This window comes from Rubrivivax sp. JA1026 (genome assembly GCF_011065555.1).
GTDB classification, from domain to species: Bacteria; Pseudomonadota; Gammaproteobacteria; order Burkholderiales; family Burkholderiaceae_C; genus Rubrivivax; species Rubrivivax benzoatilyticus.
The window spans coordinates 80,416-93,359 of the sequence record NZ_JAALCQ010000005.1 but is presented as its reverse complement, the minus strand read 5'-3'; the positions used below and the strand labels follow the sequence as shown (position 1 = coordinate 93,359).

Below are 12,944 nucleotides of genomic sequence, written 5' to 3'. Positions count from 1 at the left end.
TTAGTCGTCCACTTGGAGGATCGCGAGGAAGGCTTCCTGAGGCACCTCGACCGAGCCGATCTGCTTCATGCGCTTCTTGCCCGCCTTCTGCTTCTCGAGCAGCTTCCGCTTGCGCGTGATGTCGCCGCCGTAGCATTTTGCCAGCACGTTCTTGCGCAGCGCCTTGATGTTCTCGCGGGCGATGATGTTCGCGCCGATCGCCGCCTGGATCGCGACGTCGTACATCTGGCGCGGGATCTGCTCGCGCATCTTGGCCGCCACGGCGCGGCCGCGGAACTGGCTCTGCGCGCGGTGCACGATCATCGCCAGCGGGTCGACGCGGTCGCCGTTGATCAGGATGTCGACCTTCACGACGTCGGCCGCGCGGTACTCCTTGAACTCGTAGTCCATCGAGGCGTAGCCGCGGCTCACCGACTTCAGCTTGTCGAAGAAGTCCAGCACGATCTCGGCCAGCGGCAGCTCGTAGGTCAGCATGACCTGCTTGCCGTGATAGGCCATGTTCAGCTGGATGCCGCGCTTCTGGTTGGCCAGCGTCATCACCGGGCCGACCGCGTCCTGCGGCATGTACAGGTGCACCGTGACGATGGGCTCGCGGATCTCGCGGATGCGGCCCATGTCGGGCATCTTGCTGGGGTTCTCGACCTGCAGCACGGTGCCGTCGTTCAACTCGACCTCGTAGACCACGCTGGGCGCCGTCGTCACCAGGTCCTGGTCGAACTCGCGCTCCAGCCGCTCCTGCACGATCTCCATGTGCAGCAGGCCGAGGAAGCCGCAGCGGAAGCCGAAGCCCAGCGCCTGGCTGACCTCGGGCTCGTAGCGCAGCGAGCTGTCGTTGAGCTTCAACTTCTCCAGCGCGTCGCGCAGCTGGTCGTACTCGCTGGCCTCGGTCGGGTACAGGCCGGCGAAGACCTGCGGCTGGATCTCCTTGAAGCCGGGCAGCGGCTCGCTGGCCGGGCCGGCGTTGTTCGGCAGCTTCTTTTCCAGCGTGATCGTGTCGCCGACCTTGGCCGCCTGCAGCTCCTTGATGCCGGCGATCAGGAAACCGACCTCGCCGGCGTTGAGCGCCTCGCGCGGCATCGACTTGGGCGTGAAGACGCCGATCTGCTCGAGCGGGTAGACGGCGTTGGTCGCCATCATGCGGATGCGGTCGCCCTTCTTCAGCACGCCGTCGACAACCCGCACCAGCATCACGACGCCGACGTAGTTGTCGAACCAGCTGTCGATGATCATCGCGCGCGGCGCGCCGTCGGGGTTGCCGCGCGGCGCGGGCATGCGGTGCACCACCGCTTCGAGGATGTCGTCGATGCCCAGGCCGGTCTTGGCCGAGCAGGGAATGGCGTCGGTGGCATCGATGCCGATGACGTCCTCGATCTCGGCCTTGGCGTTGTCGGGGTCGGCCTGCGGCAGGTCCATCTTGTTGAGGACCGGGATGACCTCGACGCCCAGGTCCAGCGCGGTGTAGCAGTTGGCCACCGTCTGCGCCTCGACGCCCTGGCTGGCGTCGACGACGAGCAGCGCGCCTTCGCAGGCCGACAGCGAGCGGCTGACCTCGTACGAGAAGTCGACGTGCCCGGGGGTGTCGATCAGGTTCAGGTTGTAGACCTTGCCGTCGCGCGCCTTGTATTCGAGCGCCGCCGTCTGGGCCTTGATCGTGATGCCGCGCTCGCGCTCGATGTCCATCGAGTCGAGCACCTGGGCTTCCATCTCCCGGTCGGAGAGCCCGCCGCAGCGCTGGATGATGCGGTCGGCCAGCGTGCTCTTGCCGTGGTCGATGTGGGCGATGATCGAGAAGTTGCGGATGTGGTTCATGCGGCTCACCAGCCGGCGGTCGCGGCGCGGGTTGTCACCAGGGCCGGACCCGGCATCGCTGGGGCGCAAACCGCCCTCGTGCATGCCGCGCCGGAAACAAAAAAAAGGCACGTCCAAGAGGTGACGCGCCTTCCAACAGAACGTATGGCAACTGCTTGTTGGGCGTCCATTGTAGCCAAAAGGCACCGCCGGCAAGCCCTCCGCCGACCGTTTCCCGGGGCTTCGGGCCCGGTCATCGGATCGACATGTCCACACGTTGTCCACACGCTGCGACGCCACCCCGCACCGGGCCGCAGGCGCCGCCCGCCGCGGGCGGCCGGCGCCTCGACACGACGCGGAACGGGCGCGATTCTAGTGCGCGCGCCGCGCGGTGCCGGAAGACGGAGATTGAATGTGAGGATGCACTCACGTTTCGCCGTCCGGCGAGAGGCAGGCGACGGCCGCCCTGCGGTCGCAGGGCGGCGCCGGTTCAGCGCGACGGGCGGATGACGAAGTAGTTCACCGCGTCGCCGCGGCGCACCAGGACGCTGACGACCCGCGACTTCTCGGCCTTGGCGGCCAGGGCCTGGAACTGGCGGGCGTCGCTGATGTCGGTGTTGTCCAGCGCCAGGATGACGTCGCCGGGGCGCAGGCCGGCACGTGCCGCGGCGCCCTCCACCGTGTCGACACGCACGCCGCCGCGCACGCCGAGCTGGCGCTTCTGCGCTTCGCCGAGTTCGGTCACGGTCAGGCCGAGCACGCTCTTGGCGGCCGGGGCGCTGCCCGGCGCCGCGCCGGCGCGCGCCGGACGGTCGTCCTCGAACTCGGCCACCGTCACCTTCAGGTCGCGCGGGGCGCCGCGGCGGAAGACGGTCAGCGTGGTCTGCGAGCCCGGCTTGATGGCGCCGACGATGCGCGGCAACTCGCCCGACCGCTCGACCGGCTTGCCGTCGACGCGCGTGATGATGTCGCCGGCCTCGACGCCGGCCTTGTCCGCCGGGCCGCCCTTCTCGACGTTGCGCACCAGCGCGCCGGCGGGCTTGCCCAGGCCGATCGCCTCGGCGACCTCCTGGGTCACCGGCGCGATCTGCACGCCGATGCGGCCGCGCACGACACGCCCGGTGGCACGCAGTTGGTCGGCGACGCGGATCGCGTCGTCGATCGGGATCGCGAAGCTGATGCCCATGAAGCCGCCGGAGCGGCTGTAGATCTGAGAGTTGATGCCGACGACCTCGCCGCGCAGGTTCAGCAGCGGCCCGCCGGAGTTGCCGGGGTTGATCGCGACGTCGGTCTGGATGAAGTTCAGGTAGTCGCCGGTGTCGCGCTGCTTGGCGCTGACGATGCCGGCGGTGACGGTGTTGTCCAGGCCGAAGGGCGAGCCGATCGCGAGCACCCATTCACCGACCTTGAGCCGGCCGACGTCGCCGATCTTCACCGTCGGCAGCCCGGTGGCGTCGATCTTGACGACCGCGACGTCGGTGCGCGTGTCGGCGCCGACGATGCGCGCCTTCAGCTCGCGCTTGTCGGTCAGCGTGACGATGACCTCCTCGGCGCCGTCGACGACGTGGGCGTTGGTCATCACGTAGCCGTCGGCACTGATGACGAAGCCCGAGCCGACGCCGCGCGGCTGGGTCTGCCCGCCCGATGCCTCGTCGTCGCCGTCGCCACCGCGCGGGCCCGAGCGCGGCAGCGGGATGCCGAAGCGGCGCAGGAACTCCTCGAAGCCGGGATCGAGCTCGCGCGCCCCGGAGGAACGCACCCGCTCGGTGGTGCGGATGTTGACGACGGCCGGGCCGACACGCTCGGCGAGTTCGCTGAAATCCGGCAGCGCGGCGATCGGGGCGGCCGCCGGCGCGGCGGCGGGCTGCGCGCCGGCCACCCCGGGCCAGGCGACGGCCGCGGCGAGCGCGAGCGTGGCCAGCACCGGCGCGACGCGGCCGGCGGCGGAAACGGCAGGGATCGTTCGGTCGGTCATGGGACGGTTGCGAGGGTTGCCAGGAAAACGGGGGGCGCGACGGCCGGCGTTCAACGCCGGCGCTGCAGCGCCTCGGCGAAGACCTTCAGCGTCGCGGCGGGCACGTCGCCCATCACGGTGATCCAGTGCAGGCCGCGACGCTGGCGCAGCGTGCCGGTGGCGCCGACGTGGCCGGACAGGTCGGCGTAGTCGCGGCGGGCGTCGGACGGCTCGATGAAGACCGAGACGTGCGTCAAACCGTCGGTGTAGACGGCCTGCACGACCTCCTCGCGGCTGGAGGCATCGAGCGGGCGCTTGACGACGCCGGCGAGGCGGAAGCCGGTCACCGGATGCTCCAGCGTCCAGCCCTCGGCCTCGAGCTGCGTCGGCTGCTGCTGCGTGCGCACGACGCGGTAGCCGTCGAGCTTGCGCAGCGGCTGGGTCACCGTCTCGGGCTGCGGCCGGATGCCCAGCTCGACGGCCGAGAACGCGGTCGACTCGAGCACCGTGCGGTCGGGGCCGACGATGTCGGCGCGCAGCATCAGCCCGGTCGCCCGGTCGGCCCACAGCCGCTGGCCGTAGCGCCAGGCGTCGCGCGGCTGCAGCAGCAGCACCTGGGCGGCACGGCCGGCGACACGTTCGACACCCTCGAGCTTGGCGTCGTAGTAGTCCAGCGCCCGCGGGTCGACGCTGCGCCGCGAACCGGGCAGCCGGGTCACCGCGGGGCGCTCCTCGACGACGGCGACGCCGGCCTGCGGCCAGATCGTGTGCACCGAGTCGTTGACGCGGTAGACGCGCTGCTGGCGCCCGTCCAGCGCCTCGACCCGCTCGAAGGACTGCGAGCCGACAGCGAAGTGGGCGATGCGCGAGCTCGACACCACGCCGTTGGCGCTGACGACGAGCGTGCCCTGGTAGTTGCGCTCGTAGGCCGCGGCATGGATGCGCGTCAGCCAGGCGCGCGCATCCGGCGGCGCCGCGACGGCGGAGACCAGGGCGAAGGGAGCGAAGAACGAAGCGAGCGAGGCGATCGGCAACCAGCGCCGGACGACGGAACGCATCGGCGGGCTCAGCGCGAGGCTGCGGTCTCGGGTGCCATGACCTCGACGTTGCGCGGCACGCCGCCGGGCAACGCCGCCGCACCGCCGGCCATCGCGTCGCGGTGCGCGCGCAGGTAGGCGTCGAGGCGCGCGTCGCGGATCAGCCGGCCCTCGACGACCAGCGCGCGCGGCGCGGCGGCGCCGGTCGTCGCCAGGCTCAGACCCGGCGTCGCCGGAGCGTCGGCCAGCACGGCGCCGCCGGGAGGCACCGAGGACATGCGGGTGACGACGACGACACCGGCCACGGCGACAAAACCCGCGGCCACCGCCGCCGGCGCCAGCCAGCCGTGGCGCCGACGCGTGACCGCGACGGCGGGAGGCACCGCGACCGGGGGCCGCTCGATCGGCTCGGGCGCCAGCACCACCGGCTCCTCGGCCAGGCGCGCGCGCAAGCCGGCGAGGAAGGCGGCGTCGCGCGACGCGGTGCTCGCCAGGTCCTCCGACCGCATCACGTCGCCGATGAGTTGGTAGGCATGCCAGGTGCGGCGGGCCTCGGGGTCGTCACGCCAGCGCGCGCAACTCTCGTCCAGCGCATCCGGGTCGCCGTCGGCCAGGGCCGACAGCAGGGACGCTGTGGAATCCGCGGGAGGCATGGCGCTGGAGCGGTTCTGGTTCATCGGGTCAATCGGTGGTTGCTTCGCGAGGACGGCCGGGTTCACCAGCGTTCGCCCTCGCGGGTGTCGAGCAGCGGCCGCAGCCGCGTGGCGATCGCCTCACGCGCCCGGAAGATGCGCGAACGCACGGTTCCGATGGGGCAGTTCATCACGTCGGCGATCTCTTCGTAACTCAGACCTTCGATCTCGCGCAGCGTGATGGCCTGACGGAGATCCTCCGACAAGGCCTCGATCGCCGCGTTCACGGCAGACGCGATCTCCCGGCTTGCGAGCAAGGATTCGGGGGTCGCGCCATCGCTTAGTTCGTTTTCGACACGAGAAGTTTCATCGCCGTCGTCACGAGACGCCAGCGAGCCCTCCGAGACGAGGGGGTCGCGGCGCAACTCGACCAGCGACTTCTTCGCCGTGTTGACGGCGATGCGGTAGAGCCAGGTGTAGAACGCGCTCTCGCCGCGGAACTGGGCGATCGCGCGGTAGGCGCGGATGAAGGTCTCCTGCGCGATGTCCTGCACCAGCGCGTCGTCGCGCACCATGCGCGCGATGAGGCGCTCGATGCGCCGCTGGTACTTGACGACCAGCATCTCGAAGGCACGCACGTCGCCGCGCCGGGCGCGCTCGACCAGCAGGACGTCGGCGTCGGCGTCGCTCATGGCGCAGCGCGCGCGCTCGCGCGCGGCGGGTCGGTGTCGGGGACGGCGGACCGGGCATGCAGCGCGGTGCGCAGCCCGTGCCATCGGCCACCGGCGTCGCCGGCGGCGACCGCGGCCCAGCGCGCCGGGCCGCGCGCCGGACGCAGGCGCAGCAGCATCCAGCCGCCGAGGTCGATGGCGACCTCGGGGCGGCAGGGTGTGTCGGCGGCCATCCAGGCGCTGCCGTCCCAGCGCAGCGCCAGCGGCCGAGGCGACGCCCCGGCCCAGGCCGTCGCAGCGGCCAGCAGCGCCGCCGCCAGCGCGAGCGCCGGCGACGGGTGGCCGTCACCGAGATGCGCCTGCAGCCAGGCGCAGGCGCAGCCCGCGGCAGCCGCCGCGAGCAGCGCCTGGGCGGCGCGCCAGGGCACGCCACCCGAGCAGGTCACGGCGACCGGCGGCGGATGGCGCACGCGCTCGTCACACGCGGCGGAACACCAGCGTGCCGTTGGTGCCGCCGAACCCGAAGTTGTTCTTCACGGCGATGTCGATCTTCATCTCCCGCGCCTCGTTGGCGCAGTAGTCGAGATCGCAGTCCGGATCCGGGTTGACGAGGTTGATCGTCGGCGGCGAGACCTGGTGATGCAGCGCCAGCACCGAGAACAGCGACTCGACGCCGCCGGCACCACCCAGCAGGTGGCCGGTCATCGACTTGGTCGAGTTGACGACCAGCTTGTGGGCGTGGTCGCCGAACGCGAGCTTGATCGCGTTGGTCTCGTTGGCGTCGCCCAGCGGCGTCGAGGTGCCGTGCGCGTTGAGGTACTGCACCTCGTCGGCGTTGATGCCGGCGTTGCGCAGCGCCGCCTTCATCGAGCGCTTGGGGCCGTCGACGTTCGGCGCGGTCATGTGGTACGCATCGGCACCCATGCCGAAACCGGCGAGCTCCGCGTAGATCTTGGCGCCGCGCTTCTTCGCGTGTTCGTACTCCTCGAGCACGAGCACGCCGGCACCTTCGCCCAGCACGAAACCGTCGCGGTCCTTGTCCCAGGGGCGGGACGCGGCCTGCGGGTCGTCGTTGCGGGTCGACAGCGCACGCGCGGAAGCAAAACCGCCGATACCCAGCGGCGAGACGGTCGACTCGGCACCGCCGGCGATCATCACGTCGGCATCGCCGTACTCGATCATGCGGCCGGCTTCACCGATGCAATGCAGGCCGGTCGTGCAGGCGGTGACGATCGACAGGTTCGGGCCGGTGTAGCCGAAACGGATCGACACGTGCCCCGAGATCATGTTGATGATCGACGACGGCACGAAGAACGGCGAGATCCGCCGCGGGCCACGGGCGCCGTACTCGGCCTGGGTCTGCTCGATCATCGGCAGACCGCCGATGCCCGAGCCGACCATCACGCCGATGCGCTCGGCCGCGGCTTCGTCGAGCTCGCTGCCCTGCGGCAGACCCGCGTCCTGGACCGCCTGGATCGAGGCCGCCATCCCGTAGTGGATGAACGTGTCCATGTGGCGGGCTTCCTTCGCCGGGATGTAGTCCTCGACGTTGAAACCCTTCACCTCGCCGGCGATGCGGCAGGCGAACGCGGAAGCATCGAACTTCGTGATCGGTCCGATGCCGCTCCTGCCGGCGACGATGTTCGCCCAGCCTTCGGCCACCGAGTTGCCGACCGAGCTGACGAGCCCGAGGCCGGTGACGACGACTCTGCGCCTGCTCATGCGCAGATCAGGCCTTCTGGTGCGCGACCGCGTAGTCGATCGCGAGCTGCACCGTGGTGATCTTCTCGGCTTCCTCGTCCGGGATCTCGATGCCGAACTCGTCTTCGAGCGCCATCACGAGTTCCACCGTGTCGAGCGAGTCGGCACCCAGGTCGGCCACGAAGGCCTTCTCGTTGGTGACGTCCGACTCGGGCACGCCGAGCTGTTCGGCGATGATCTTCTTGACACGGGCTTCAATATCGCTCATGACTCCTCCAGGAGGGGTGTATCGGTAAACAGCCCACGATTCTACCGGTGGGGCAGGGGCCGGATTTTTGACGAACGGCGGCCTTTGTCAGGCCATGTACATGCCGCCGTTGACGTGCAGCTCGGTGCCGGTCACGTAGGCGGCCTTCTCGCTGCACAGGAAGGCGACCGCGTGCGCGACCTCGTCGGCCGCACCCAGGCGGCCCAGCGGGATCTGCGCCAGCAGCGCGGCCTTCTGCGCCTCGGGCAGGGTTTCGGTCATGTCGGTGGCGATGAAGCCGGGCGCGACGCAGTTGACGGTGATGTTGCGGCTGCCGAGCTCGCGCGCCAGCGCACGCGTCATGCCGGCGACACCGGCCTTGGCGGCGGCGTAGTTGGCCTGGCCGGCGTTGCCCGAGGCACCGACGACCGAGGTGATGTTGACGATGCGGCCCCAGCGCTGCTTCATCATCGGCCGCATCACGGCGCGGCTGAGGCGGAAGACGGCCTTCAGGTTGGTGTCCAGCACCGCGTCCCAGTCCTCGTCCTTCATGCGCATCGCCAGCGTGTCGCGGGTGATGCCGGCGTTGTTGACGAGCACGTGCAGCGCGCCGTGTTCCTTGACCAGGGCGTCGATCAGCGCATCCGACGCGGCGGCGTCGGTGACGTTCAGCACCCTGCCCTGCACGCCGGGCAGCGCGGCCTCGATCGCGGCGGCGCCGGCTTCGCTGGTGGCGGTGCCGACGACCCGGAAGCCGTCGGCCGCCAGCGCGGCGGCGATGGCGCGGCCGATGCCGCGCGAGGCGCCGGTGACGAGGGCGATGCGTTGCGTGTCGCTCATTGCAGGAGTTCCTTGGCGGCAGCCAGCGATTGCGGGTCGAGGATGGTCGTCGACGCGATCTCGGCGTCGATGCGGCGCACCAGGCCCGACAGCACCTTGCCCGGGCCGCATTCGATCACGGCCGTGCAGCCGCGCGCACGCAGCGCCTGCACCACCTCGACCCAGCGCACCGGGCCGAAGGCCTGGCGGTACAGCGCGTCGCGGATGCGCTCGGGGTCGGTCTCGACGGCGACGTCGATGTTGTTGACGACGGCGATGGTCGGCGCGGCAACCGGGGTCGTCGCCAGCTTTTCCTTCAGGCGCTCGGCGGCCGGCTGCATCAGCGCCGAATGGAACGGCGCCGACACCGGCAGCGGCAGCGTGCGCTTGGCGCCGGCGGCCTTCAGCGCCTGGGCGGCCAGCTCGACGGCGGCCTTGGTGCCGGCGATGACGGTCTGCTTGGGGTCGTTGAAGTTGGCGGCGGCGACACACTCGCCGGCATCACGCGCGGCCTGCTCGCAGCAGGCGCGCACGACGTCGCCGTCCAGGCCGAGCACGGCGACCATCGCGCCGGCGCCGACCGGCACCGCTTCCTGCATCGCCTGGGCGCGGAAGCGCACCAGCGGCACCGCGTCGGCCAGCGTCAGCGCACCGGCGGCGACCAGCGCCGCGTACTCGCCCAGCGAGTGGCCGGCGACGGCCGACGGAGCGGCGCCGCCTTCGGCCAGCCAGGCACGGTAGTTGGCGACGCCGGCGACCAGCATCACCATCTGCGTGTTGACCGTGAGGTCCAGTGCTTCCTTGGGACCACCGTGGATCAGCGCGGCGACGTCCAGGCCGGCGGCGGCCGACGCCTCTTCGAGCGTCGCGCGCACGGCGGGGTGATCGCCCCAGGCGTCGAGCATGCCGACCGATTGCGATCCCTGGCCGGGAAAGACGAATGCGAACTCAGCCATCTTGTGTGTCTCCTGTCGTCGGACGGGTTCGGCGGCTCAGAAGTCGAGCAGCACCGCGCCCCAGGTGAAGCCGCCGCCGACACCCTCGAGCAGCACGGTCTCGCCGCGCTGCACGCGGCCGCTTCGCACCGCGGCGTCCAGCGCCAGCGGCACCGAGGCCGCCGACGTGTTGCCGTGCTCGTCGACGGTGACGACGAGACGCTCGGGCGCCAGCTTCAGCTTGCGCGCGGTGCCGTTCATGATGCGGATGTTGGCCTGGTGCGGGATCAGCCAGTCGATGTCGGCCTCGCTGCGGCCGGCCTTGGCCAGCACCGCGCGGGCGGCATTCTCCAGCACGCCGACGGCGAGCTTGAAGACCGCCTGGCCGTCCATGCGCAGCAGCGGCAGGCCGGACACCTGGCCGCCGGACACCGTGCCGGGCACGCAGAGGATGCCGGCGTGGCGGCCGTCGGCGTGCAACTCGGTGGCCAGGATGCCGGGCACGTCGCTGGCTTCCAGCACCACGGCGCCGGCGCCGTCGCCGAAGAGCACGCAGGTCGTGCGGTCGTTGAAGTCGAGCAGGCGCGAGAAGACCTCGGCGCCGACGACGAGCGCGCAGCGCGCGCTGCCGGCGCGGATCATCGCGTCGGCGACGGTCAGCGCGTAGACGAAGCCCGAGCACACCGCCTGCACGTCGAAGGCCGGGCAGCCGTGCACGCCGAGCTTGGCCTGCAGGATCGTCGCCGTCGACGGGAACACCATGTCCGGCGTCGAGGTCGCGACGATGATCAGGTCGACGTCGGCGGCCGAGCGGCCGGCGGCCTCGAGCGCGCGGCGCGAGGCCTCCAGCGCGAGGTCGCTCGAGTTGACGCCGTCGTCGGCGAAGTGGCGGGCACGGATGCCGGTGCGCTCGACGATCCAGGCGTCGCTGGTCTCGATGCCGCGCGCGGCGAGCATGTGCACGAAGTCGTCGTTCGTGATGCGGCGCGACGGCAGGAAGCCGCCGGTGCCGGTGATGCGGGAGTACGGTACTGCGGTCACGCGTTCAGGCGGCCTGCGGGGCCGCGGTGTCGCCGGAGGGCATGGCCTGCAGGGTCTCCGCGATGCGGTCGTGCACGCGGTCGAGCAGGCGGTTGCGCGCGGCGTCGTAGGCCCGCGCCAGCGCCGTCTCGAACGCCAGCGCGTCCGAGGAACCGTGCGCCTTGAAGACGAGTCCGCGCAGGCCCAGCAGCGCGCCGCCGCTGTAGCGGCGATGGTCCACGCGGGCCTTGAAGCGGTTGAGCACCGGCATCGCGACGAGCGCGGCCAGCTTGGTCCACGCGCTGCGCGTGAACTCCTCCTTGATCATCTGCGAGAGCATGCCCGCCAGACCTTCGGAGGTCTTCAGCGCGACGTTGCCGACGAAGCCGTCGCAGACGACGAGGTCGGTGGTGCCCTTGAAGATGTCGTTGCCTTCCACGTTGCCGTGGAAGTTGATGTGGCCGCCGGCGTGCGCCGCACGCAGCAGCTCGCCGGCACGCTTGATCGTCTCGCTGCCCTTGATCGTCTCTTCGCCGATGTTGAGCAGGCCGACCTTGGGCTCGTCGATGCCATCCAGCGCCGAGACGAGCGCACTGCCCATCACCGCGAACTGCAGCAGGTGCTCGGCCGAGCAGTCGACGTTGGCACCCAGATCGAGCACCTTGGTGAAGCGGCCGCGGGCGTTGGGCAGCAGCGCGGCGATCGCCGGGCGGTCGATGCCGTCGAAGGTCTTCAGCAGGTAGCGCGACACCGCCATCAGCGCGCCGGTGTTGCCGGCACTGACGCAGGCGTGCGCCGCCAGCGCCGGGTCGGCGAGCTTGATCTGGCCGATGGCCACGCGCATCGACGAGTCGCGCTTCTTGCGCAGCGCGACTTCGACGGGGTCGTCCATCGACACGACTTCGGTGGCCGTGACGCAGCGCGTGCGCGGCAGGCCGGCCGCGGCGGCCAGCGCCTCGGCGGTGCCGACGAGCACGAGCTCGGCCGCGGGATGCCGCTCCAGGAACGCGCGGCAGGCCGGCAGGGTGACCGAAGGACCGTGGTCACCGCCCATGCAGTCCACGGCGATGCGGACCAGCGGCAGCGGCTCCAGGGCGGGATGCGAAGACACGGGAGAGCTAAACCCTGGACTCACGCCGCGGACGGCGTGGACACGAGGATCAGCGGGTGCCGAGGCACCCGGCCGGACGTCAGGCGTCGGCCTTGGTCTTCAGGACCTTGCGGCCGCGATAGAAGCCGGTCGGGCTGATGTGGTGACGCAGGTGCACCTCGCCGGTCGTCGGCTCGACGGCCGTGCCGGGGGCGGCGATCGCGTTGTGCGAGCGATGCATGCCGCGCTTGGACGGCGACTTCTTGTTCTGCTGGACGGCCATGACAATCTCCTGGGATCGGCGCCGGAACTACGGTCCTCGCGAGCCGAGCGACACGCTCGATTCGGCCGGCAAAAAAGCTGTGACTGCGCCGGAAGCCATGTCGCAACCGTCGCAAAGCCCGCCAGTGTAGCACGCCGCGCAAGGTGAAATCCATGCCGGATCAATCCGGACGCTGCTTGAGCGCGGCGAGCGCCGCGAACGGGTTGGCCGCCGGCTCGTCGGCCAGCGGCTCGTCGCCGGCGGACATCGGCAGCGGATCGGGGCAGACCTCGTGCCGCGGCACCAGCGGCAGCGCGAGGATCAGCTCGTCCTCGAGCAGGCCGTGCAGGTCGAAGCCGCGCGCGGCGACGAGCACGTCGTCCTCGAGCTCCTCGTCGAGCCGGGCGGCCTCTTCCTCGCTGTCGACGAAGCGGAACCAGCGATCGACGGCCAGCGGCTCGGCCACCGGCTGCAGGCAGCGCTGGCACTGCAGGCGCACGGTGGTCGTGGCGGCCAGGCGCAGCCAGGTCTCGGGCGCGCCGCCGACGACCGGACGAAGCTCGCCGTCGGCCCGCCATTCGACCGGCGCGGGCGCATCGGCGGCCGCCGGCATCAGCGAGGCGCCCAGGCGCTCGAACCCGGCCTGAGGCCAGGCGTCGGACAGCGTGGCGCCGGCCGCGGCAAAAGCGCGCACGTCGAGGCGTCGGGGGTCGTGATTCTTCTCGCGGGCCATGTCTCGGGGGTTGCCGGGCCGCGCGCCATGTGACAGTCGCATGTCGGTCCGGGGG

General features: G+C 71.1%; 14 protein-coding genes. All 14 read right to left on the bottom strand.

Annotation, left to right across the window (positions count from 1 at the left end; all coding sequences use genetic code 11):
• The 14 genes from lepA to G5B56_RS10305 all read right to left on the bottom strand — a co-directional run bounded on the left by lepA (position 1) and on the right by G5B56_RS10305 (position 12,889).
• Positions 1-1,809: a translation elongation factor 4 gene (gene lepA / locus G5B56_RS10370; RefSeq protein WP_164963143.1), complete on the bottom strand. Its 1,809-nt coding sequence runs from the start codon at positions 1,807-1,809 to the stop codon at positions 1-3.
• Positions 1,810-2,278: 469 nt separating this feature from the next.
• Positions 2,279-3,763, bottom strand: a complete 1,485-nt coding sequence (locus tag G5B56_RS10365) for a DegQ family serine endoprotease (RefSeq protein WP_164963142.1) — start codon at positions 3,761-3,763, stop codon at positions 2,279-2,281.
• 50 nt (positions 3,764-3,813) lie between these two features.
• Positions 3,814-4,800 (bottom strand): MucB/RseB C-terminal domain-containing protein, encoded by a 987-nt coding sequence (locus G5B56_RS10360; protein WP_009856502.1) that lies wholly within the window; start codon positions 4,798-4,800, stop codon positions 3,814-3,816.
• Positions 4,801-4,808: 8 nt separating this feature from the next.
• A complete protein-coding gene (locus G5B56_RS10355; protein ID WP_009856503.1) occupies positions 4,809-5,456 on the bottom strand; it encodes a sigma-E factor negative regulatory protein in 648 nt (215 codons plus the stop codon).
• A gap of 38 nt (positions 5,457-5,494) precedes the next feature.
• Entirely contained in the window at positions 5,495-6,103 is a 609-nt protein-coding gene (gene rpoE, locus G5B56_RS10350; RefSeq protein ID WP_164963141.1) for an RNA polymerase sigma factor RpoE, read from the bottom strand.
• Entirely contained in the window at positions 6,100-6,552 is a 453-nt protein-coding gene (locus G5B56_RS10345) for a hypothetical protein (RefSeq protein ID WP_164963140.1), read from the bottom strand. The genes rpoE and G5B56_RS10345 overlap by 4 nt, the downstream gene beginning before the upstream one ends.
• Before the next feature lie 7 nt (positions 6,553-6,559).
• Entirely contained in the window at positions 6,560-7,804 is a 1,245-nt protein-coding gene (gene fabF, locus G5B56_RS10340; protein ID WP_164963139.1) for a beta-ketoacyl-ACP synthase II, read from the bottom strand.
• Between the two features lie 7 nt (positions 7,805-7,811).
• Positions 7,812-8,051 (bottom strand): acyl carrier protein, encoded by a 240-nt coding sequence (gene acpP / locus G5B56_RS10335; RefSeq protein WP_009856507.1) that lies wholly within the window; start codon positions 8,049-8,051, stop codon positions 7,812-7,814.
• 87 nt (positions 8,052-8,138) lie between these two features.
• The gene (gene fabG / locus G5B56_RS10330) at positions 8,139-8,870 is read right to left on the bottom strand and encodes a 3-oxoacyl-ACP reductase FabG (protein WP_009856508.1); all 732 of its coding nucleotides are present in this window, start codon (positions 8,868-8,870) and stop codon (positions 8,139-8,141) included.
• Positions 8,867-9,805: an ACP S-malonyltransferase gene (gene fabD / locus G5B56_RS10325; protein ID WP_164963138.1), complete on the bottom strand. Its 939-nt coding sequence runs from the start codon at positions 9,803-9,805 to the stop codon at positions 8,867-8,869. Before fabD ends, fabG begins: the two co-directional genes overlap by 4 nt.
• Before the next feature lie 36 nt (positions 9,806-9,841).
• Positions 9,842-10,825, bottom strand: a complete 984-nt coding sequence (locus G5B56_RS10320; RefSeq protein WP_009856510.1) for a beta-ketoacyl-ACP synthase III — start codon at positions 10,823-10,825, stop codon at positions 9,842-9,844.
• Between the two features lie 4 nt (positions 10,826-10,829).
• The gene (plsX, locus tag G5B56_RS10315; RefSeq protein WP_029718510.1) at positions 10,830-11,882 is read right to left on the bottom strand and encodes a phosphate acyltransferase PlsX; all 1,053 of its coding nucleotides are present in this window, start codon (positions 11,880-11,882) and stop codon (positions 10,830-10,832) included.
• 112 nt (positions 11,883-11,994) lie between these two features.
• Positions 11,995-12,177: a 50S ribosomal protein L32 gene (gene rpmF, locus G5B56_RS10310; RefSeq protein WP_009856512.1), complete on the bottom strand. Its 183-nt coding sequence runs from the start codon at positions 12,175-12,177 to the stop codon at positions 11,995-11,997.
• Positions 12,178-12,337: 160 nt separating this feature from the next.
• Positions 12,338-12,889 carry a DUF177 domain-containing protein gene (locus tag G5B56_RS10305; protein WP_009856513.1) on the bottom strand — a complete coding sequence of 184 codons (552 nt, stop codon included), beginning with the start codon at positions 12,887-12,889 and terminating at the stop codon, positions 12,338-12,340.
• Positions 12,890-12,944 lie beyond the last annotated feature (55 nt).